Source organism: Pseudomonas sp. EA_65y_Pfl1_P113 (assembly GCF_963970525.1).
Taxonomy (GTDB): domain Bacteria; phylum Pseudomonadota; class Gammaproteobacteria; order Pseudomonadales; family Pseudomonadaceae; genus Aquipseudomonas; species Aquipseudomonas tritici.
This window is the reverse complement of sequence record NZ_CAXAQM010000025.1, coordinates 24780-47422: the sequence shown is the minus strand read 5'-3', so window position 1 is coordinate 47422 and position 22643 is coordinate 24780. Positions and strand designations below refer to the sequence as shown.

Annotated in this window: 17 protein-coding genes and 2 tRNA genes; 4 read left to right on the top strand and 15 right to left on the bottom strand. The window is 57.8% G+C overall.

Features of this window, described 5'->3' with window-relative positions; genetic code table 11:
* Window positions 1–77 precede the first annotated feature (77 nt).
* The 4 genes from acs to AACY52_RS20675 all read left to right on the top strand — a co-directional run bounded on the left by acs (window position 78) and on the right by AACY52_RS20675 (window position 6993).
* Window positions 78–2015: an acetate--CoA ligase gene (gene acs / locus AACY52_RS20690; RefSeq protein WP_339420302.1), complete on the top strand. Its 1938-nt coding sequence runs from the start codon at window positions 78–80 to the stop codon at window positions 2013–2015.
* A 16-nt stretch (window positions 2016–2031) separates the two neighbouring features.
* A complete protein-coding gene (locus tag AACY52_RS20685; protein WP_339420301.1) occupies window positions 2032–2901 on the top strand; it encodes an oxygenase MpaB family protein in 870 nt (289 codons plus the stop codon).
* Window positions 2902–2958: 57 nt separating this feature from the next.
* Entirely contained in the window at window positions 2959–3975 is a 1017-nt protein-coding gene (locus tag AACY52_RS20680; RefSeq protein WP_339420300.1) for a class I SAM-dependent methyltransferase, read from the top strand.
* An 87-nt stretch (window positions 3976–4062) separates the two neighbouring features.
* The gene (locus AACY52_RS20675) at window positions 4063–6993 is read left to right on the top strand and encodes a DUF748 domain-containing protein (RefSeq protein WP_339428319.1); all 2931 of its coding nucleotides are present in this window, start codon (window positions 4063–4065) and stop codon (window positions 6991–6993) included.
* Between the two features lie 233 nt (window positions 6994–7226).
* Here the strand turns inward: AACY52_RS20675 and AACY52_RS20670 are convergent, their stop codons facing one another.
* The 15 genes from AACY52_RS20670 to ftsH all read right to left on the bottom strand — a co-directional run bounded on the left by AACY52_RS20670 (window position 7227) and on the right by ftsH (window position 22628).
* Window positions 7227–7847, bottom strand: coding sequence for a BON domain-containing protein (locus AACY52_RS20670; protein WP_339420298.1), 621 nt, complete (start codon window positions 7845–7847; stop codon window positions 7227–7229).
* Between the two features lie 295 nt (window positions 7848–8142).
* Window positions 8143–10248 carry a polyribonucleotide nucleotidyltransferase gene (gene pnp, locus AACY52_RS20665; protein WP_339439270.1) on the bottom strand — a complete coding sequence of 702 codons (2106 nt, stop codon included), beginning with the start codon at window positions 10246–10248 and terminating at the stop codon, window positions 8143–8145.
* A 194-nt stretch (window positions 10249–10442) separates the two neighbouring features.
* The gene (gene rpsO / locus AACY52_RS20660) at window positions 10443–10712 is read right to left on the bottom strand and encodes a 30S ribosomal protein S15 (protein ID WP_003176135.1); all 270 of its coding nucleotides are present in this window, start codon (window positions 10710–10712) and stop codon (window positions 10443–10445) included.
* 159 nt (window positions 10713–10871) lie between these two features.
* Entirely contained in the window at window positions 10872–11789 is a 918-nt protein-coding gene (gene truB / locus AACY52_RS20655) for a tRNA pseudouridine(55) synthase TruB (protein ID WP_339420296.1), read from the bottom strand.
* A gap of 3 nt (window positions 11790–11792) precedes the next feature.
* The gene (gene rbfA, locus AACY52_RS20650) at window positions 11793–12188 is read right to left on the bottom strand and encodes a 30S ribosome-binding factor RbfA (RefSeq protein WP_065875288.1); all 396 of its coding nucleotides are present in this window, start codon (window positions 12186–12188) and stop codon (window positions 11793–11795) included.
* 159 nt (window positions 12189–12347) lie between these two features.
* On the bottom strand, window positions 12348–14858 hold the full coding sequence (gene infB / locus AACY52_RS20645) for a translation initiation factor IF-2 (protein WP_339420295.1): 2511 nt from the start codon (window positions 14856–14858) through the stop codon (window positions 12348–12350).
* Window positions 14859–14885: 27 nt separating this feature from the next.
* Window positions 14886–16367 (bottom strand): transcription termination factor NusA, encoded by a 1482-nt coding sequence (gene nusA, locus AACY52_RS20640; RefSeq protein WP_049711491.1) that lies wholly within the window; start codon window positions 16365–16367, stop codon window positions 14886–14888.
* Window positions 16368–16414: 47 nt separating this feature from the next.
* Window positions 16415–16873, bottom strand: coding sequence for a ribosome maturation factor RimP (rimP, locus tag AACY52_RS20635; RefSeq protein ID WP_049713475.1), 459 nt, complete (start codon window positions 16871–16873; stop codon window positions 16415–16417).
* Window positions 16874–17013: 140 nt separating this feature from the next.
* A tRNA-Met gene (locus AACY52_RS20630) sits at window positions 17014–17090 on the bottom strand.
* A 96-nt stretch (window positions 17091–17186) separates the two neighbouring features.
* Window positions 17187–17272: transfer RNA gene (locus AACY52_RS20625), tRNA-Leu, on the bottom strand.
* Between the two features lie 21 nt (window positions 17273–17293).
* A complete protein-coding gene (secG, locus tag AACY52_RS20620) occupies window positions 17294–17677 on the bottom strand; it encodes a preprotein translocase subunit SecG (protein WP_003235031.1) in 384 nt (127 codons plus the stop codon).
* Window positions 17678–17681: 4 nt separating this feature from the next.
* On the bottom strand, window positions 17682–18437 hold the full coding sequence (tpiA, locus tag AACY52_RS20615; RefSeq protein WP_339420294.1) for a triose-phosphate isomerase: 756 nt from the start codon (window positions 18435–18437) through the stop codon (window positions 17682–17684).
* Window positions 18438–18503: 66 nt separating this feature from the next.
* Window positions 18504–19841, bottom strand: coding sequence for a phosphoglucosamine mutase (gene glmM, locus AACY52_RS20610; RefSeq protein ID WP_339420293.1), 1338 nt, complete (start codon window positions 19839–19841; stop codon window positions 18504–18506).
* A gap of 16 nt (window positions 19842–19857) precedes the next feature.
* On the bottom strand, window positions 19858–20709 hold the full coding sequence (folP, locus tag AACY52_RS20605) for a dihydropteroate synthase (RefSeq protein WP_339420292.1): 852 nt from the start codon (window positions 20707–20709) through the stop codon (window positions 19858–19860).
* 8 nt (window positions 20710–20717) lie between these two features.
* Window positions 20718–22628: an ATP-dependent zinc metalloprotease FtsH gene (gene ftsH, locus AACY52_RS20600; RefSeq protein WP_339420291.1), complete on the bottom strand. Its 1911-nt coding sequence runs from the start codon at window positions 22626–22628 to the stop codon at window positions 20718–20720.
* Window positions 22629–22643: the final 15 nt, after the last annotated feature.

Below are 22643 nucleotides of genomic sequence, written 5' to 3'. Positions count from 1 at the left end.
TGGAGGTTGGCCTTGAACCCTCCCCCTGCAGGGTGCATCTTTATGACTTGTGGCTAAAACAAGAATAAGGATCGCTCATGTTCGATATCAGCACGTTCCCCACCGCCGATGCCGTCCGCCGGGCTGCGCAACTCAGTCAAGAGGACTATCAACGCCTCTATCGCCAATCCATCGATCATCCGGACACGTTCTGGGCTGAACAGGCCAAAGGCTTTCTCGACTGGATAACCCCTTGGCACACCGTTCAAACCTCAGACATCAAGACCGGTGCTGCGCAGTGGTTCGCCGGCGGCCAATTGAACGTCAGCTACAACTGCATCGACCGCCACCTGGCGCAACGCGCCGATCAGCCGGCCTTCATCTGGGAAGGCGATGATCCGAAAAATTCTTCCAAAATCACGTACCGCCAACTGCACCAGAACGTCAGCCGCCTGGCCAATGTGCTGAAAAGCCGCGGCGTGAAGAAAGGCGACCGGGTGTGCATCTACATGCCGATGATCCCGGAAGCAGCCTACGCCATGCTCGCCTGCACGCGGATTGGCGCGGTGCATTCCGTGGTGTTTGGTGGCTTCTCGCCGGACGCCCTGCGCGACCGTATTCTCGACGCAGACTGCCGCACCGTGATCACCGCTGACGAAGGCGTGCGCGGCGGTAAGCCAGTGGCGCTGAAACAGAATGTCGACAAAGCCCTGACCAACTGCCCGAACGTCAGTACGGTGCTGGTGGTGGAACGCACGCGTGCGACCGTTAACTGGACCGAAGGCCGCGACCTCAAGTATCAACAGGCTCTGGATGCCGCAAGCGACGACTGCCCGCCAGAGCCGATGGACGCCGAAGACCCGCTGTTCATCCTCTACACCTCCGGCAGCACCGGTAAACCCAAGGGCGTCCTGCACACCACGGGCGGTTACCTGCTGCAAGCGGCGATGACCTTCAAATACGTGCTCGACTACCGCGACGGCGAAGTGTTCTGGTGCACAGCCGATGTGGGCTGGGTCACCGGCCACAGTTACATCGTGTACGGCCCGCTGGCCAATGGCGCGACCTCGCTGATGTTCGAAGGCGTACCAAGCTACCCGGACAGCTCGCGCTTCTGGCAGGTCATCGACAAGCACAAGGTCAACATCTTCTACACCGCGCCCACTGCCTTGCGCGCGTTGATGCGCGAAGGCCACGGCCCGCTGGAGAACACGTCCCGCGCCAGCCTGCGCTTGCTGGGCAGCGTCGGCGAACCGATCAACCCGGAAGCCTGGGACTGGTACTTCAACGCGGTGGGCGAACAGCGCTGCCCGATTGTGGATACCTGGTGGCAGACCGAAACCGGCGGCATCATGCTCAGCCCACTGGTCAGCGCCCAGCGGATCAAGCCCGGTTGCGCGACCCAGCCAATGTTCGGTGTACAGCCGGTATTACTGAATGAACAAGGTAAGGAACTCAGTGGCGCCGGCAGCGGCGTGCTGGCGATCAAAGCCAGCTGGCCCGGGCAGATCCGCAGTGTGTACGGCGATCCGCAGCGCATGATCGACACCTATTTCAAACCCTACCCCGGTTACTACTTCACCGGCGACGGCGCGCGACGCGACGAAGACGGCGATTATTGGATCACTGGGCGCATCGACGATGTGATCAACGTGTCCGGCCACCGCATCGGCACCGCCGAGGTGGAGAGCGCGCTGGTCCTGCATGACTTGGTGGCCGAAGCCGCCGTAGTGGGTTACCCCCACGACGTCAAAGGCCAGGGCGTCTATGCGTTTGTCACGCCCATGAATGGGGTGGAACCCGACGACGCGCTGAAAGAGCACCTGCTGGCGTTGGTCAGCAAGGAAATCGGCAGCTTTGCCAAGCCGGAGCTGATCCAATGGGCCCCGGCCTTGCCGAAAACCCGTTCCGGCAAGATCATGCGCAGGATTTTGCGCAAGATCGCCTGCAACGAACTCGACAGCCTCGGTGATACCTCGACCCTGGCCGACCCGAGCGTCGTAGAGAGTTTGATCGACAAACGCCTGAACCGATAGGAAGCCCCGAGTCGCCATGGAATTTATCCGCAGCCGTATCGAAAACCAGCTGATGAGCCTGACCGGCTTGTCGCTGGGCCAGTTGGACCTGGAAAACCCCAAGGGCGACCCAGGTCTGTTCGGGCCCGACTCGGTGAGTTGGCAAGTACATGGCGATTTCAGCAGTATGCTTATCGGCGGCATCAGTGCCTTGATGCTGCAAGCTTTGCACCCACTGGCCCTGGCGGGTGTGTGGGACCATTCTAATTTTCGCCAGGACATGCTCGGGCGGTTGCGGCGTACCTCGCAGTTCATCTCGGGCACCACCTTTGGCGCGCGAAAAGATGCCGAATGGCTGATCGAGAAAGTCCGCACCATTCACCTGCAGGTGGTCGGCCATGCGCCGGACGGGCGACCTTATGCGGCCAGCGACCCGGAGCTGCTGACTTGGGTGCATGTCGCGGAGGTCAGTAACTTCTTGGCCGCCCACCTTCGCTACCGCAACCCGCACCTTTCAGGTCGAGACCAGGACCGTTACTACAGTGAAATTGCCTTGGTGGCCGAGCGTCTGGGCGCGCAGGGTGTTCCGCATTCCCGGCAGGAAGTGTCGGATTATCTGGCACGCATACGTCCGCAGTTGCTGTGCGATGACCGCAGCCGGGAAGTGTTGCGCCTGCTGCTGAATGCGCCCTCCCCCAGTGCCCTTGCCAAGCCCTTTGGCGCCTTGATGATGCGAGCCGGGATCGACCTGCTGCCTGACTGGGCCAGCGCCATGCTCGGTCAGCGCCAGAGTCCGCTGCAACGCCAGATGATCCGTGCCGGGGTCAAACGCAGTGCGCCGATGCTGCGTTGGGCGATGCGCAATGGTTCGGTGCAACGGGCCCATCGGCGGATGGGGTTGATGTAGGCGACGGCGCATAACTGTTAAACTTCGCGCCCTCATTTCCCCAGCAAGGCGCGCTCCATGTCTTCCTTGAATCAGGCGCTGCGCGCCGCCCTCGATCATCGCCAAGACCTGATCAGCGAACTGCACGCCCAAGACACCGACTGCTACCGGCTGTTCCACGGCAGCCAGGAAGGCGCTGGCGGCCTGACCATCGACCGCTACGGCCCTCAACTGCTGGTGCAGAGCTTTCACCAGTCCCTGGAAACGGCAGACCTGCTGGACCTGCATCAACAGATCAACCAGTACTTGGGCCTGGAATTGCTACTGGTCTACAACGACCGTTCCCGTGGCAATTCGCGCGTTGACCGCGAAGACACGGTGTATCGTGCCGAACCTGCTGCACTGGAAGACCTGGTGGGTCACGAGTGGGGGCTCAATTACCGCGTACGCGGGCGGCATGCTGGGCAGGATCCACTGCTGTTCCTCGACCTGCGCAACACCCGGGGCTGGGTCAAGGAGCACAGCGCCGGTAAAAGCGTGCTGAACCTGTTCGCCTATACCTGCGGCGTCGGCCTGAGCGCGGCCGCCGGTGGTGCCCGCGAGGTATGTAACCTGGACTTCGCCGAGGGCAACCTCGCAGTCGGGCGCGAAAATAGCCTGCTGAACCCACAATTGCCGACCCTGCAATTCGTGCAATCCGACTACTTCCCGGCGATCCGCCAACTGGCGGGCCTGCCGATCACCCAGCGTCGCGGGCAGAAACTGCCAAGCTATCCGCGCCTGGAGCAACGTCAATACGACTTGGTATTGCTGGACCCTCCGGCCTGGGCCAAGAGCGCGTTCGGCACCGTCGACCTGCTGCGCGACTATCAAAGCCTGCTCAAACCCGCGTTGCTTGCCACCGCTGACAACGGCGTGCTGATCTGCTGCAACAACCTGGCAAAGGTCAGCATGGAGGATTGGCGCGAACAGGTGCTGCGTTGTGCGCAAAAGGCCGGGCGCCCGGTGCGCGACTGGACAATCATGACGCCCGGTGCGGACTTTCCCTCACAGGATCAACAGCCCCCGCTGAAAACCCTGATACTCCAACTGTAAGGCGTTTCCCAAAGGCCCCGCGCTTCGGAACCGAAAACCCGTGCCATACTCCAAGGCACTCTTGTTTGATATAGATGGCGCCGCCCCATGCCCAAAGGATTGATTCGCGCCGCTGGCGCTTTGTTGACCGCCCTTGCCCTTTACAGCTTGCTGGGCTTTTTGATTCTCCCAGGTATCGCGCTTCGCATTGCCAACCAGCAACTGGCCAATTACGCGACGGTGCCAGCGCGGATCGAGCGAATAGAGCTCAACCCGTTCAGCCTGGAAGTGACGGCATGGGGGCTCAAAATAGGCGAGCCTGGCAATGAACAAGTGGGTTTCGAACGCCTCTACGCCAACCTGCAAATCGACAGTCTATGGACCCGAGCCCTGCACCTGGCTGATGTGCAATTGGACAAGCCCAAGACCGAGTTGCTGTTCGACAAGTCCGGCAAGTTGAATCTGGCGCAGTTGTTCAAGCTGCCCGCCAGCGAGCCCGCCCCCGCCGATCCGAATGCCAAGCCTTTCCCGTTACGTGTCGATGGCATCAAACTGTCGAGCGGCTATGTGCATTTTCAAGACTTGCGCCCCAGCGAACCTATCGAATTTCTATACGACTCACTCGACTTCGAGCTGAAAAACCTCAGCACCCTGCCTGAAGATAATGCCGACATGACGCTGGTCGCGGCGGGGCCTGACGGTGGGAGAATCGATTGGAAAGGTAATTTCAGCCTGGTGCCGATTACCTCCGAAGGTACGCTGAAGGTCACCGATGGCAAGATGAAAGCCTGGTGGCCCTATGTACGTGATGCGTTGCCCCTGGTGCTGGAAGACGGTGTGCTCAACTTCAGCACCGAATACACGTTCAGCCTGGCCAAAGAGACAGAACTGAACCTGACCAACACCGCCGCCAGCATCGCGCCATTTGCCATCAAAGCACCGGACGGACGGCCGTTGGTGCGCCTGGAGCGCTTGGACGTCAGCGAGACCACGGTGGACCTGGCCAAGCAGCAGGTAATTGTCGGTAAGATCCGCAGCAACAAGCTGGAAACCTGGGCGGCCCTTGAGGCCGATGGGCAACTGGACTGGCAGAAACTGTTCGCCAGTCAACCCAGTAAACCCGCCAAGGCGCCGGAGCCTGTCAGCGCTCCGGCCACTGCCGACTCGCCAAAAGCCGAACCTGCGGCGCCGAGCAAACCGTGGCAGGTCCTGCTCAAGGATGTGCAACTACGCAACTATCAAGTGCACCTGGCCGACCGTCAGGCCAAGCCGGCGGTTGCGCTGGAACTGGGCCCGTTGAACGTCGATGTGCAGAACTTCGATAGCCTCAACCAGAACCCGTTCACCTTGAAGCTCGACACGGGGCTGGGCAAGCAAGGCAAAATCCAGGCGACCGGAGAGGTCAACCTCAACCCAGTCAGCGCCAAGCTGAAGGTAAATACCCAAGACATCGACCTGCGGGTCGCCCAGTCCTACATCAGTCCGTTCATTCGCCTGGAACTGCGTAGCGGCATGCTCGGCAGCAATCTTGATGTGAACCTGAAAGGCACCGACCCTCTGAAGTTGCAGGTCACCGGTCGGGCGCAGGTCGACCAGTTGCACACCCTGGACACCCTCAAAACGCGCGATTTCCTCAAATGGCAGCGCCTGGTACTCGAAGGCGTGAACTATCAGCACGGCGACAGCCTGTCGATCGACAAGGTCAACCTGCTGCAACCGTATGCGCGCTTCATGATCAATGATGACCGCACCACCAACATCGACGACCTGCTGATTCCACAGCCGGCCGACAGTGGTACTAAGTCAGCAGCCAAACCGGCCAGCAAAGATAAGCCCCTGGGCATTCGTATCGGCCAGATTGCGATCAACGACGGCTCCGCCAACTTTGCCGACTTCAGCCTCACACCTAATTTCGCCACTGCGATTCAACAACTCAACGGAAAAATCGGCACTATCGACAGCCGCCAGGCCAAACCGGCCAGCGTCGACATCAAGGGTAAGGTAGACCGTTACGCGCCCGTCACCATCAAAGGCAGCGTGAATCCGTTTGATCCAATGGCGGCGCTGGACATCGCCACCAGCTTCAAGCGCGTCGAACTGACTAACCTGACGCCCTACTCCGGCAAGTTCGCCGGCTTCCGTATCCGCAAGGGCCGACTCAACCTTGACCTGCACTACGTGATCACCAAGGGCCAATTGAAGGCCGAAAACAAAGTGGTCGTCGAACAATTGCAACTGGGCGAGAAGGTCGACAGCACTGATGCGGTGGACTTGCCGATTCGCCTGGCGATTGCGCTACTCAAAGACACTAACGGCAAAATCACCATCGAGTTGCCAGTAACGGGCGATTTGAACAATCCCCAATTCAGCGTAATGCCGATCGTTTGGCAGACCCTGCGCAATCTCGTGGTCCGCGCGGCGACGGCGCCCTTCACGTTCATCGGTGGGCTGGTGACCGGTGGGGGCTCGGAAGACCTCGGTAATGTCTCGTTCGGACCGGGTTCCAGCGAGCTGAACAAAGACGCCGAGGGCGCCTTGAACACGCTGGCCAAGGCGCTTAAAGAGCGCCCTGCGCTGCGCCTGGAAATCGAAGGCACGGCCGCTGCCAGCAGCGACGGGCCGTTCCTCGCCGCGCAGCGCCTGGAACGCGAATACCAATACAACTACTACAAGATGCTGCAACGCCGTGGTGACAAGGTTCCGGCCCAGGCTTCCTTGCTGGAAGTACCGGAAAGTGAAAAAGCACCGTTGCTGGAAGGCATCTACCGCACCCGTCTGAAACAGCAGCCGCCGGCGGAGTGGAAAGACCTCAGCCGCGATGAACGTACCGCCAAGCTGAAGGACGGCGTTATCAAATTCTGGAGTGGCAGTGATGTGTTGCTGCGCCAGTTGGGCCAAGACCGCGCAAGCACTATCAAGGATTACCTGGTAGACAAAGGACAGTTGGAAGATGACCGGGTGTACTTCATCGATGCCAACCTCGGGCAGGCAGAGAAGGATGGTCGAGTGGTGACACCGATGCATCTGGATGCTGAGTAACCCGACCTCTACGCACACCTGAATGGGGAAGCGGGCTTGCTCGCTCCCACATTTTATCTTCATAAGCCTACAAAACGTATTCCGAGCCAGAATAGAACAGGCCCCGACACAAGTGCCGGGGCCTGTAATGACCACATCCGTGTGGTCGGTCGCATGAACTGGTGGAGGTGCGTTGAGTGTATATCTAGCTCACTCGCCGCCGCCGACGTTTAGTTCAGGCGAACTCTGGAGCGTTACTCTGCTTTCAGGCCATCAGCCGATACAGCTTTAACGCCTTTGATTTTTTTGGTGATTGCCACGGCAGTGGACTTCTGCGATTCAGTCACGGCAGTAGAGGACGACAGGGAAACCACGCCTTTGTTGGTTTCGACTTTGATGTCGGTGCCAGGAATGCCTTTCTCGGTTACCAAGTCAGCTTTCACTTTGGTGGTGATCCAAGTATCCGAGGTAGCGCCTTTGGCGTCAGCAGCAGCGGCCTTGGTTTTGTCCATGTTATCGGCTTTAGTTGCACCGCCAGCCATCAGGCCATCAGCAGAAACCGCAGTCACACCTTTGATTTTCTTGGTGATCGCCACAGCAGTAGCTTTCTGAGCGTCCGAGACAGCGACTTCGGAAGACAGGGAAACCACGCCTTTGTTGGTTTCAACCTCGATGTCCGAGCCCGGGATGCCTTTTTCAGTCAGCAGGTCAGCTTTGACTTTGGTAGTGATCCAAGTGTCCGAGGTGGCTTCTTTAGCCTTGGTCACTTCACCAGCAGCCAGGGTCATTGGCGCTTGGGAAGTCTGGGCAAAGGCCACGTTAGCACCCATGGCAAGGGTCAGAGCGGTAGCAGTAGCGAGAGCGAACTTCTTCATACGAGTAACTCCTGTTTTATTAAAAGACTGCAGTGTGTGAACCTTGATGCTGCAGCGCTAACAGGGTTGTTGCAGGCACTGTGCCAACTCACTCTCACAAAATAAATCCTTATAAATCAATAGCTTAATAAAATCTTCTTTCTTCGAAATCGTGCAACTTGCATGAAGAGGAACTTGCCTGCATGCAAGTTGCGGGTTTTAGGTATAACTAAGCGACTGATTTCTAGAGATTTTCTTATAGGCATAAAAAAAGGACTCCGAAGAGTCCTTTTTTTCAGCCTACAGCGGCGGGTAATTAAACGCCCGAAGCCTTGGCTGCTGCTACGTCCTTGATGGAGAGCTTGATACGGCCGCGGTTGTCCACGTCCAGTACCAGTACTTCCACTTCCTGGCCTTCTTTCAGAATGTCGGTCACTTTCTCAACGCGAGCGTCGCTCAGCATGGAGATGTGAACCAGACCGTCTTTGCCCGGCAGGATGTTGACGAATGCGCCGAAGTCGACGATGCGCTCAACCTTACCGACGTAGATCTTGCCGATCTCGGCTTCCGCGGTGATGCCCAGAACGCGCTGACGCGCCGCTTCTGCAGCTTCCTTGGTTTCGCCGAAGATCTTGATCGAGCCGTCGTCTTCGATGTCGATCGAAGCCTTGGTCTCTTCGCAGATCGCACGAATGGTCGCGCCACCTTTACCGATAACATCACGGATTTTGTCGGTGTCGATTTTCATCGCGATCATGGTCGGAGCATTTTCCGACAGTTCGGTACGGGAATGACCAATGATCTGGTTCATCTGGCCGAGGATGTTCAGGCGCGCTTCCAGGGCTTGGCCCAGAGCGATTTCCATGATTTCTTCGGTGATGCCCTTGATCTTGATGTCCATCTGCAGCGCGGTAACACCTTTGGCGGTACCGGCCACTTTGAAGTCCATGTCGCCCAGGTGGTCTTCGTCACCCAGGATGTCGGTCAGGATGGCGAACTTCTCGCCTTCTTTAACCAGGCCCATGGCGATACCGGCAACCGGTGCCTTCATCGGCACACCAGCGTCCATCAGCGCCAAGGAAGCACCGCAGACCGAAGCCATGGAGCTGGAACCGTTGGACTCAGTGATTTCCGACACAACACGGATGGTGTACGGGAACACGTCAGCAGCCGGCAGCATGGCGGCGATCGAACGACGCGCCAGACGACCGTGACCGATTTCGCGACGACCAGCGCCGCCCATGCGACCACACTCACCCACCGAGAACGGAGGGAAGTTGTAGTGCAGCATGAATGGGTCTTTTTTCTCGCCTTCCAGGGTGTCCAGCAGTTGTGCGTCACGGGCGGTGCCCAGTGTTGCAACGACCAAAGCCTGGGTTTCACCACGGGTGAACAGGGCCGAACCGTGAGTCTTCGGCAGAACGCCGACTTCGATGTTCAGCGGACGTACAGTGCGGGTGTCGCGACCGTCGATACGTGGCTTGCCGTTAACGATGTTTTCGCGAACGGTGCGGTATTCGATTTCACCGAAAGCAGCTTTGACTTCGCTGGAAGAAGGCTGGCCTTCTTCACCGGACAGCTTGGCAACAACCTGATCCTTCAACTCACCCAGACGAGCGTAACGGTCGGCCTTGACGGTAATGGCGTAGGCCTGGGAGATCGCGTCGCCGAATTCGGCACGGATAGCGCCCAGCAGTGCGGTGGCTTCAGGCTGTGGAGCCCAAGTCCAGGTTGGTTTGGCAGCTTCGGCAGCCAATTCTTTAACAGCGTTGATCACAACCTGGAACTCGTCGTGAGCAAACAGCACGGCGCCCAGCATCTGGTCTTCGGTCAGCTCTTTGGCTTCCGATTCAACCATCAACACGGCTTCCGAGGTACCGGCTACGACCATGTCCAGGCTCGAAGCTTTCTGTTGCTCGTAAGTCGGGTTCAGCAGGTAACCGGTGCTTTCGTGGAAGGCAACGCGGGCAGCGCCGATCGGGCCATCGAAAGGAATACCGGAAATAGCCAGGGCAGCCGAGGTACCGATCATCGCAGCGATGTCCGGATCGGTCTTCTTGCTGGTGGAAACGACGGTGCAGACAACCTGCACTTCGTTCATGAAGCCTTCTGGGAACAGCGGACGGATCGGACGGTCGATCAGTCGGGAAGTCAGGGTTTCTTTCTCGGAAGGACGGCCTTCACGCTTGAAGAAACCGCCAGGGATCTTACCGGCAGCGTAAGTCTTTTCCTGGTAGTGAACGGAAAGAGGGAAGAAGCCTTTGCTCGGGTCAGCGGTCTTGGCGCCAACAACGGTCACCAGAACGGTAACGTCGTCGTCAACGGTAACCAGCACTGCGCCGGAGGCTTGACGGGCGATACGGCCTGTCTCGAGAGTAACGGTCGACTGACCGAACTGGAATTTTTTGATAACCGGGTTCACGGTGTCCTACCTTCTTTGTGGCTCTTGGGGAACTTGTCTTCTTGCGAAATTCTTGGGCAATGTCGGGAATCGGCCCGACCCTCGTCCAGGGTAAAACGTGTATCCAGATAAAACTTGAGGCTGGGAGCCTGCCATGGGCCAGCGGGAATCCCACTGACACACGGCAGACAACCAACCTCTAGCGCAATCGCTTATTAGCGACGCAGACCCAGGCGACCGATCAGAGCCTGATAGCGACCCAGATCCTTGCCTTTCAGGTAGTCCAGCAGCTTACGGCGCTGGTTTACCATGCGGATCAGACCACGACGGGAGTGGTGGTCTTTACCGTTGGCCTTGAAGTGACCTTGCAGCTTGTTGATGTTGTGGGTCAGCAGTGCAACTTGCACTTCTGGCGAACCAGTGTCACCAACAGCTTGCTGATAGTCAGCTACGATTTGTGCTTTTTCTTGAACGTCGAGAGCCATGAGGCAATCCTTTTTTCAGGAAACCACCCAAAGGGCAGTTTCAACAGGCCAGGGATAAATCCCTGTATCTAAAAATGAGTGTTGACCGTGCCTGTTAACAGCCACACTCGTTCCAGTTTGCGTAAAAGCTACTGCGCTTTTACCACAAACTGGTTCCGGTCATTCTGACCGAATCAGTCGACGCGGCGCGATGCGCCCGTCTTCGCTCACTTCACCGATACCGATAAAGCGACCGTTATGATCCTGTACCCGCACCATACCGAACTTCGGAGCATCCGGGGCACGCACCGGTTGGCCGTTGAGCCAGTAGAACGCGCTGTGCTCCGAGAAGTGCAACAACGGCCAATCCAGCAAGCCGCTGTCTGAAGGCATCAGGAAGCGATCAACCGCTTCGTTGCCACCTTCGGCATGTACCGCTTCCAACTCTTCCAGCGTGACCGTCTGGGCCAGGCTGAAAGGACCGGCCTGGGTGCGTCGCAGTTCTGCAACGTACGCACCGCAACCGAGCTTTTCACCAATATCTTCCACCAGAGTACGGATATAGGTGCCTTTGCTGCAGTCAACGGCCAAGCGGGCGGTGTCGCCTTCACAGGCGAGCAATTCCAAGCGCGCAATAGTAACAGAACGCGGTTCGCGCTCCACTACTTCGCCCGCACGTGCCAGCTTGTAAAGAGGCTGCCCATCGCGCTTGAGCGCCGAGTACATCGGCGGTATCTGACTGATTTTCCCACGAAAACCGGGTAAAGCAGCTTCGATATCAGCACGACCAACGGTCACGTCGCGAACCTGCAAAACATCACCTTCGGCGTCGGCCGTGGTAGTGGTCTTGCCCAGTTGCATCAGGGTTTCATAACCCTTGTCGGAATCGAGCAGGTATTGCGAGAACTTGGTCGCCTCGCCAAAGCACAGCGGCAACACGCCAGTGGCCAAGGGGTCGAGGCTGCCGGTGTGCCCGGCCTTCTCGGCATTGAGCAGCCAGCGGACCTTCTGCAACGCGGCATTGGAGGTAAAGCCAATGGGTTTGTCGAGCAGAATGATGCCGCTGACGTTGCGACGTATACGTTTGACCTGAGCCACCGCTTACTCCTTGGCGTCTTCAGGTGTGGACGGGCGCTGGCTGTCTTCAGCCACGGCGCGCTCGATCAGAGCCGACAGGTGCGCACCACGCACGACACTTTCGTCGTAGTGGAAGTGCAACTGAGGAACGCTGCGCAGCTTCATCTCACGGGCCAACTGCATGCGCAGGAAACCCGCTGCCGAGTTGAGCACCTTGATGCTTTGTGCGATTTCTTCGCTGTTGTCCTGCCCCATCACGGTGATAAAGATCTTGGCGTGACCCACGTCACGGCTCACTTCAACGGCGGTGATGGTGACCAGGCCAACGCGGGGGTCTTTGACTTCGCGACGGATCAGTTGGGCCAGCTCACGCTGCATCTGATCGCCGATACGCTGGGTACGGCTGTATTCTTTTGCCATGTCTTGTTACCTGTTACTGCCACACGGTGAAACCCGTGGGGTCTGAAAGCGGCAAACGCCCGGCCTGACAAAAGCCAGACCGGGCGTTGCGTTTAGAGTCCGGACACAGCGCGAGGCATTTGCATGCCCACACGCCGTGTGGCTCCTGAAGTGCGCGAGTTAGAGGCTGCGAGCAACCTGGACCTTCTCGTAGACTTCGATCTTGTCGCCAGGCTTAACGTCGTTGTAGCTCTTGACGCCGATACCGCATTCCATGCCGGCACGCACTTCGGAAGCGTCATCCTTGAAGCGGCGCAGGGATTCCAGCTCGCCTTCAAAGATAACGATGTCTTCACGCAGTACACGGATTGGACGGTTACGGTGCACAACACCTTCGATAACCATGCAACCGGCGATCGCGCCGAATTTCGGCGAGCGGAACACATCACGCACCTCGGCCACACCCAGGATGTTCTCCCGGACATCGCTGCCAAGCATGCCGGTAAGGGCTTTCTTGACGTCTTCGATGATGTCGTAGATGACGTTGTAGTAACGCATGTCCAGGCCTTCCTGCTCGACGATCTTGCGAGCGCCAGCATCGGCACGCACGTTGAAACCGAACAGTACAGCGTTGGAAGCCAGTGCCAGGTTGGCGTCGGATTCAGTGATACCACCGACACCGCCACCGACAACACGCACTTGCACTTCGTCGTTACCCAGGCCGTTCAAGGCGCCGTTCAACGCTTCGAGAGAACCACGGACGTCAGATTTGAGGACGATGTTGAGCGTCTTCTTCTCTGCCTGGCCCATGTTTTCGAAGATGTTTTCCAGCTTGCCGGCGTGAGCACGAGCCAGTTTGACTTCGCGGAACTTGCCTTGACGGAACAGAGCCACTTCACGGGCTTTCTTCTCGTCCGACAGCACGCTCATCTCGTCGCCAGCGTCCGGAGTACCATCAAGGCCGAGGATCTCGACAGGGATGGAAGGACCGGCTTCTTTGATTGGCTTGCCGTTCTCGTCGAGCATGGCACGTACACGGCCATAGTTCGAACCGACCAGCACCATGTCGCCTTGGCGCAGGGTACCGTCTTGAACCAGAACAGTTGCAACCGGGCCACGACCTTTGTCGAGACGCGATTCAACCACAACACCGCGACCTGGAGCCGATGGCGTTGCTTTCAGTTCGAGTACTTCGGCTTGCAGCAGGACTGCTTCGAGCAGTTCGTCTACACCAGTACCGACTTTCGCCGAGACCGAAACGAACGGCGTATCACCGCCCCACTCTTCGGAAGTCACGCCGTGAACCGACAGTTCGCTACGGATGCGATCGAGATCGGCGCCCGGCTTGTCGATTTTGTTCACTGCAACAACCAGTGGAACACCCGCAGCCTTGGCGTGCTGGACAGCTTCAATGGTCTGCGGCATCACGCCGTCGTCCGCTGCAACTACCAGGATCACGATGTCAGTCGCCTTGGCACCACGGGCACGCATTGCGGTAAACGCGGCGTGACCTGGGGTGTCGAGGAAGGTGACCATGCCGCGTTCGGTTTCAACGTGGTACGCACCGATGTGCTGGGTGATACCACCGGCTTCGCCAGCAGCTACCTTGGCACGACGGATATAGTCGAGCAGGGAAGTTTTACCATGGTCAACGTGGCCCATTACGGTCACAACTGGCGCACGGGAGAACGTCTCACCTTCAAACTTCAGGGACTCGGCCAGGGAATCTTCCAAGGCGGTGTCGCTGACCAGGGTCACTTTGTGGCCCAGTTCTTCGGCTACCAGCTGAGCAGTTTCCTGATCAAGCACCTGGTTGATGGTCGCTGGGGTGCCCAGTTTGAACATGAACTTGATGATTTCAGCAGCCTTGACCGACATCTGATTGGCGAGATCGCCAACAGAGATGGTCTCGCCGATCTGCACATCACGCACGACAGGGCCGGTTGGGCTCTGGAAACCGTGGGCGTTGCGTTTTTTCAGCTTGGCCTTGCCGCGACCACCACGACGGAAGCTATCGCTTTCTTCGTCGGTAGTACGTGGGGCAACGCGTGGCGCAGGCGCTTTCTCTTTGACCGAGGCACGATGCGGAGCATTTTTGCGCTCGCCATCACCGCCGCCGCCGCGACGATTGTTATCGTCAGCACGTGGTTTGTCCGGACGGCGAGGTTCTTCGCGCTTGCGGGCATCAGCAGCAGGTGCTGGTGCCGCGGCAACCGGAGCGGCCTCACGCACAGCTTCTACTGGCGCGCTAGGCGCGGAGACCGATTCAGTAGTCGCAGGCTGGCGACGCGCTTCTTCTTCGGTGCGACGCTTGGCTTCTTCTTCAGCCTTCTGACGAGCAGCATTTTCTACTGCGCGACGTTCTTCCAGATCGCGTTTGCGCTCGGCTTCGATTTCTTCCGGGCTGCGTTGTACGAAGACTTTCTTCTTACGTACTTCAACGCTGATGCTCTTGCTACCCGCAACACGCAGTGTGCTGGTGGTTTTGCGCTGCAATGTAATCTTGCGCGGTTCTTCCACTTTCGCCTTGTGGCTGCTCTTCAAGTGAGTCAGCAAAGACTGCTTCTCACTATCGCTCACACCTTCATCGGCGGCGGTGTGCGGCAGACCTGCCTCACGCATCTGCTGCAACAGGCGCTCTACCGGTGTTTTGACCTCATCGGCCAGTTGTTTCACCGTGACTTGCGTCATGCACTTCTCTCCTCAGGCCGCGCCTAGTTACTCGAACCAATGGGCTCGGGCGGCCATGATCAACTTGCCGGCACGATCTTCGTCAATGCCGTCGATGTCGAGCAGATCGTCAATAGACTGCTCGGCCAGGTCTTCGCGGGTAATTACGCCGCGCACCGCCAGTTCCATCGCCAAATCCTTGTCCATACCCTCAAGCGAGAGCAGGTCTTCGGCCGGATGGGCGTCTGCCAGCTTTTCCTCAGTAGCGATGGCTTTAGTCAACAAACGATCCTTGGCCCGAGCGCGAAGCTCGTTGACGGTGTCTTCGTCAAAGCCGTCGATGTTGAGCATTTCTTCCAACGGTACGTAGGCAATCTCTTCCAGGCTGGTGAAGCCTTCATCTACCAGCACCTGTGCCAGGTCTTCATCGACTTCGAGCTCTTCGATAAAGTTGCGCAGGATGTCACCGGTTTCTGCTTGCTGCTTAGCCTGGATGTCCGATTCGGTCATCACATTCAGGGTCCAACCGGTCAGTTGGCTGGCCAGACGCACGTTCTGACCACCACGACCAATGGCCTGAGCCAGGTTGTCTGCGCCAACGGCGATGTCCATTGCATGGGCATCCTCGTCAACGATAATTGCCGCCACTTCAGCCGGCGACATCGCGTTGATCACGAACTGAGCCGGGTTATCGTCCCACAGCACGATATCCACACGCTCACCGCCCAATTCGCCAGACACTGCCTGGACGCGCGAACCGCGCATACCAATGCAAGCACCTTGCGGATCAATACGCTTGTCCTTGGAACGGACCGCGATCTTGGCGCGCGAACCCGGGTCGCGGGACGCAGCCATGACTTCGATCAGGCCTTCGGCAATTTCCGGCACCTCGATACGGAACAGTTCGATCAGCATTTCCGGCGCGGTACGCGACAGGATCAACTGAGGGCCGCGGTTCTCGGTGCGGATTTCCTTGAGCAGCGCACGCAGACGCACGCCGACACGGAAGGTTTCGCGAGAGATGATGTCTTCACGGGCCAGCAACGCTTCAGCGTTGTTGCCCAGGTCAACGATCACGTTGTCGCGGGTGACTTTTTTCACGGTACCGGAGATGATTTCACCCAGGCGCTCGCGATAAGCGTCAACGACTTGAGCGCGCTCGGCTTCGCGAACCTTCTGCACGATGACCTGCTTGGCGGTCTGTGCAGCAATACGGCCGAACTCGATCGATTCGATCTTTTCTTCTACGACATCACCGACATTGGCGCCAGGGTGCGTTTCGGCAACCTTGCTCGGCCAGGTTTCGATGGCCGGATCATCAAGATCGGCTTCTTCGACGACCGTCCAGCGACGGAAAGTCTCATAGGCACCGGTGTGGCGGTTGATTTCCACACGCAGATCTACTTCGTCTTCAAAACGCTTTTTGGTAGCAGTGGCCAGGGCCAGCTCCAGCGCTTCAAAAATCACGTTTGCCGGTACGCCCTTTTCATTGGATACCGACTCAACAACCAGCAGTACTTCTTTGCTCATCGTACGCCTCGCCTTTCGCAAGCCATTGGATCCGCGGGATCCGCGTCTCAGCCAAAACTGGGAATAATGTTGGCCTTGTCGATCATATCGATCGGCAACAGGAACTCATGGTCTTCCACTTGCACCACAACGTCCTGCTCTTCTACACCGCGCAGAAGGCCCTGAAAATTGCGTCGCCCTTCGAACGGGGATCGCAGCTTGATCTTCACTTGTTCACCGGCAAACTTTGCAAACTGATCAATAGTGAACAGTGGGCGCTCCATGCCTGGCGAGGAAACTTCGAGGGTGTATTCAACAGCAATTGGATCTTCAACATCCAGCACACCGCTGATCTGACGGCTGACAATGGCACAATCGTCCACCAGCACGCCGCCCTCTTTATCGATATAAACGCGCAACATTGAGTGGCGACCTTGAGCCGAAAACTCAATACCCCAGCATTCATAGCCTAGGGCCACGACCACCGGGGCCAGCAAGGCCTGCAACTCTTCTAGCTTGCTCGACACCTGAACCCCCTCGTGCATGTATGTGCATGCTGTGCAAAATAAAAAAATGGGCGAAACGCCCATCCTTGAAACGCCGTCGAACAGCGGCGTTGAAAGTGTCCAGCTAACAAAAAGCCCCTTAAAAGGGGCTCCGCTAAAACTGGTTGCGGGGGCCGGATTTGAACCGACGACCTTCGGGTTATGAGCCCGACGAGCTACCAGACTGCTCCACCCCGCGACAAAGCTGGGGCGGAAGTATACGACTGATCCCTTACAGGGTCAATGTAACCTTCCACCTACAAGAAAGCCCGCAACAGCGGGCTTTCCTGATAATTGGTACCGAGAAGGGGACTCGAACCCCTACACCCTATGGGCACAACCACCTCAAGGTTGCGTGTCTACCAATTCCACCACCTCGGCAATACAGCATTTACAACCTTCTTACTTCTGCTCTTGAGCTGGAGGCACGTCAGTCGCTGGAGTAGCCGACTTTTGCTCTTGAAGCACCGGGACATCATCAGAAGCCGGTTTTGCTTTTGGTACTTCCAACACTGCTGGGTTTGGCAACCCTGCTTGAGTCAGCACATGAGCTTTCTCTTTAGCAAAGTAACCTAACCCCAAGCTGGTTATGAAGAAACCGGCGGCAAGTATAGCAGTAAACTTACTAAGAAAGGTAGAGGAACCTTGGCTTCCGAACACAGTATTTGAAGCACCTGCACCGAAAGACGCACCAGCATCCGCACCTTTACCCTGTTGCAGCAAAACCAGGGCAACTACGCCCAGGGCAGCCAACAGATGAAAAACGACTACGACTGTTTCCAGCATTTTTTCAGTTTCCCGCGGCGCGACAGATCGCACCGAACTCATCTGCATTCAGGGAAGCTCCACCAATGAGCCCCCCATCGATATCCGGCATGCCGAACAGTTCGACCGCATTGGCCGCCTTCACGCTGCCGCCGTATAGAAGACGCACACCTTGTGCGACTTCAGAATTCTCTGCCGCCAACTGCGCGCGGATGGCTGCGTGCACATCCTGCGCCTGTTGCGGTGTAGCAGTCAGCCCGGTACCAATAGCCCAGACCGGCTCATAAGCAATTACTGCTTTTGCAAACGCACCAACACCCAGCTCCTCGATGATGCTGCCTAGCTGACGCGAGACAACTTCAAGAGTCTTGCCCGATTCACGCTGCTCCAGGGTTTCCCCTATGCACAACACTGGAATCAAGCCACAAGCCTGCGCTGCGGCGAACTTGCGATTGAGTGTCCCATCACGCTCGCCCATCATCTGGCGGCGCTCGGAGTGCCCAACAAGCACATAGGAACAACCCGCATCGACCAACTGACTCGGCGAAATTTCACCGGTCAACGCACCTTGCATCGGCTCCACCGCAGAATTCTGCGCGCCGACCTGGATCGACTTACCTTTCAAGCCATCAACCACTTGGTTGATATGCAAGCAGGGTGGGAAAACCGCAACGTCAACACCGCTATGCAAGGCCAGATGACGAAGGCCATTGATCAGCTCAGCGACACTGGCGCGGGTACCGTGCATCTTCCAGTTACCAGCTACCATAGTGCGACGCATGCTGTACCTCGTCGGTCAAAGTGGGCGCAGATGTTACCCAACCACATCATCACTGGCAAGCCGAATTCAGGCGCAAACTTCAGTTACCAGTTTTGCCAGGTCTTCGGCATGGCCGCGAACCTGTGTTTCGTCGTCACCTTCGACCATGACGCGCACCAGAGGCTCTGTGCCGGACTTGCGCAATAACACACGGCCACGCCCCGCCATTGCCAGGGTCGCGCGCTCGCACGCCTCCTTGACAGCAGGGTGATCGATCGGATTTTCGCCACCGGCAAACCGCACATTGACCAGCACTTGAGGACATTTACGCAGCGCCTGACGCGCCTGGGCGAGGCTCTCTTCGCGACGACGCAATGACAGCAGCACCTGCAGCGCAGCAATAATCGCATCGCCTGTGGTGGTGTGCTGGAAGCAGACAACGTGCCCGGAATTCTCGCCACCCACTAGCCAGTTGCGTTCAAGCAGTTCGGCGATCACATAGCGGTCACCAACATTGGCGCGCACGAACGGGATACCCAGGTCTGCCAAGGCCAGCTCAAGCCCCAGATTACTCATCAGCGTGCCGACAACGCCGCCTTGCAGCTTGTTACGCTCATGCAGGTCGCGTGCAATGATGAACAACAGATCATCACCATCCACAATGGCGCCGGTGTGATCCACCATCAAAACGCGGTCGCCATCACCATCGAAGGCAATACCCAAGTCGGCATGCTCGGCAAGGACGGCCGCCTGCAACTGCCCCATGTGAGTGGAGCCGCAGTTATCATTGATGTTCAAGCCGTTCGGCTGAGCCGACAGCACCGTCACGTCCGCGCCCAATTCCTTGAATACGCTGGGCGCTACTTTGTAGGTAGCACCATGAGCGCAGTCGACCACAATTTTGAGGCCGGCGAAACTGGTACTGCTCGGCACACTGCTCTTGCAGAATTCGATATAGCGGCCAGACGCGTCATTGATTCGCGACACCTTGCCCAGCTTGCTGGAATCAACCACCGTCATCGGCGCATCCAGCAGCTCTTCAATCATCAACTCGATCTCGTCCGGCAGCTTGGTGCCTTGGCCCGAGAAGAACTTGATACCGTTATCATCATGGGGGTTGTGCGAGGCACTGATCACGATACCGGCTTCAGCGTGAAAGGTACGCGTCAGGTAGGCGATCGCCGGTGTCGGCATAGGCCCCAGCAGCATTACATCGGCACCCGCAGCGGACAGGCCTGCTTCCAGTGCGGACTCAAACATGTAACCCGAAATACGGGTGTCCTTGCCGACCAGGATGCGGCACGCGCCCATACTGCGGAACGCCATACCCGCCGCCCAACCCAGCTTGAGCATGAAGTCAGGGGTAATTGGAAATTCGCCGACCCGACCACGGATACCGTCGGTGCCAAAGTATTTTTTAGTCATAAGTGCTCCATCATTCTTATTCGGCTGATTCTACCGCAGCAATCATACGCACCACATCCACCGTCTGGGCGACATCGTGCACACGCAAGATGCGTGCGCCCTTCGTTACCGCGAGCGCTGCCAGTGCAAGACCACCGTACAGCCGCTCACCCACCGGACGATTCAGCGCCAGCCCGATCATGCTCTTGCGCGAAACACCGACCAACAGCGGCCGACCAAGTGCGTGCAGGGATTCCATATGTTTGAAAAGGCTTAAATTGTGTTGCAGGGTCTTGGCGAAGCCGAAGCCGGGATCGAGGATGATCTTTTCAGCCGCAATCCCTACGGCAGCGCATTGAGCAATCCGCTCAGCGAGAAAACCACTCACTTCACCAACAAGATCATCATAGTGAGGGTTGTCCTGCATGTTGCCGGGCTCACCCAGCATATGCATCAGGCACACCGGCAAACCGGTAGCCGCGGCCGCATCCAGCGCGCCATCTCGCTGAAGAGAGCGTACATCGTTGATCAGCCCGGCTCCCAGGCGCGCAGTCTCGCGCATCACGGCGGGAGTCGACGTATCAACCGAAATGATCACATCCAATTCTCGGGAGATACGCTCAACTATCGGCGCCACCCTCTCCAGCTCCTCCAGGGGAGAAACTACGCGAGCACCAGGGCGAGTCGACTCACCGCCGACATCAATAAGGGTCGCCCCCGACGCCGCCATTGCCTCGGCATGACGCAGCGCGGCATCAAGCTGGCTGAAGCGGCCACCATCGGAAAAAGAGTCGGGGGTTACATTAAGAATGCCCATGACATGTGTATGGGCCAAATCAAGAACCCGGCTGCCGCAAGGCAACCGGGTGGAGGACAACGCAGAAGTCATTTCAAACCTTAGACGTCAGCTGCCGGACCGCCGATCGGATTTTCAGGGCGTTCGTTCTGAACCACAGGCGGCGTGCCCGAAGTGCCCGAACCACCTTCCCAATCGCGAGGCTCGCGCGGTGTGCGCCCCGCCATGATGTCGTCAATCTGGTCGGCATCAATGGTCTCGTACTTCATCAGCGCGTCGGCCATTGCATCCAACTTGTCGCGGTTGTCGGTCAGGATCTGCTTAGCCGTGCCGTAGCACTGGTCAATGATGCTGCGCACCTCGGAGTCGATCAGCTTGGCCGTCTCACCGGAGAAGCTGGCGCCTTGACCGCCACCGCCACGCCCCAAGAATACTTCGCCCTCTTCCTCGGCATACATCAAAGGACCGAGTTTTTCCGACAACCCCCATTTGGTGACCATGTTCCGCGCAATCTGGCTGGCACGCATGATGTCGTTGGATGCGCCAGTGGTCACACCGTCGAAGCCCAGCGTCATCTCTTCAGCAATTCGACCGCCGTACAGCGAGCAGATCTGGCTGATCAGTGCGCGCTTGGAGAGGCTGTAACGATCCTCTTCCGGCAGGAACATGGTGACACCCAGCGCCCGACCACGAGGAATGATCGACACTTTGTAGACCGGATCGTGCTCAGGCACAACGCGCCCCACAATGGCGTGACCGGCTTCATGATAAGCAGTGTTCTGCTTCTCTTTCTCGGACATGACCATGGATTTGCGCTCAGCGCCCATCATGATCTTGTCTTTCGCCAGTTCGAACTCTTTCATTTCAACGATACGCTTGCCGGTACGGGCAGCGAACAGCGAAGCCTCGTTGACCAGGTTAGCCAAGTCAGCACCGGAGAAACCTGGAGTACCACGGGCAATCACGGCCGGAGCCACATCGTCACCCATAGGTACTTTGCGCATGTGTACTTTCAGGATCTGTTCGCGGCCACGGATATCCGGCAAGCCAACCACGACCTGACGGTCGAAACGACCAGGACGCAGCAGCGCAGGGTCCAGCACGTCAGGACGGTTGGTTGCAGCGATGACGATGATGCCGTCATTCATTTCAAAGCCGTCCATCTCAACCAGCAACTGGTTGAGGGTCTGCTCACGCTCATCATGACCACCGCCCATGCCGGCACCACGATGGCGACCAACGGCGTCGATTTCATCGATGAAGATGATGCAGGGCGCGTGCTTCTTGGCTTGTTCGAACATGTCGCGAACACGGCTTGCACCGACACCGACAAACATTTCTACGAAGTCGGAACCGGAAATAGTGAAGAAAGGCACCTTGGCTTCGCCGGCAATCGCCTTGGCCAGCAAGGTTTTACCAGTACCCGGAGGACCGACCATCAGCACGCCGCGCGGAATACGACCACCCAGGCGCTGGAACTTGCCTGGATCGCGCAGGAACTCGACCAGCTCGCCCACTTCTTCCTTGGCCTCGTCGCAACCGGCAACATCAGCCAGGGTGGTTTTCACCTGGTCTTCGGAGAGCAGGCGCGCCTTGCTCTTGCCGAAGCTCATCGGCCCGCCCTTGCCTCCCGCACCGCCTTGCATCTGGCGCATGAAGAACATGAACACGGCGATGATTACCAGAATCGGGAAGCTCGCCACCAGAAGCTGGGTCCAGATGCTTTGCTGCTCAGGCAGCTTACCCTCAACAACGACCTTGTTATCCACCAGATCGCCGATCAGACCGTTGTCCTGAATAGCCGGACGAATGGTCTTGAAGCTGTCGCCATCGACGCGCTTACCGGTAATCACGTAGCCATCAACCGCTACGCGCTCGACTTTGCCATCCTTAACTTGCTGGATGAAGTCGGAATAGTTGAGGGTCTGCGGCTCATTAGGGCTGGAGAAGTTGTTCATCACCGTCACAAGGACAGCCGCGATGATCAACCACAGGATCAGATTCTTTGCCATATCGTTCAATTAACT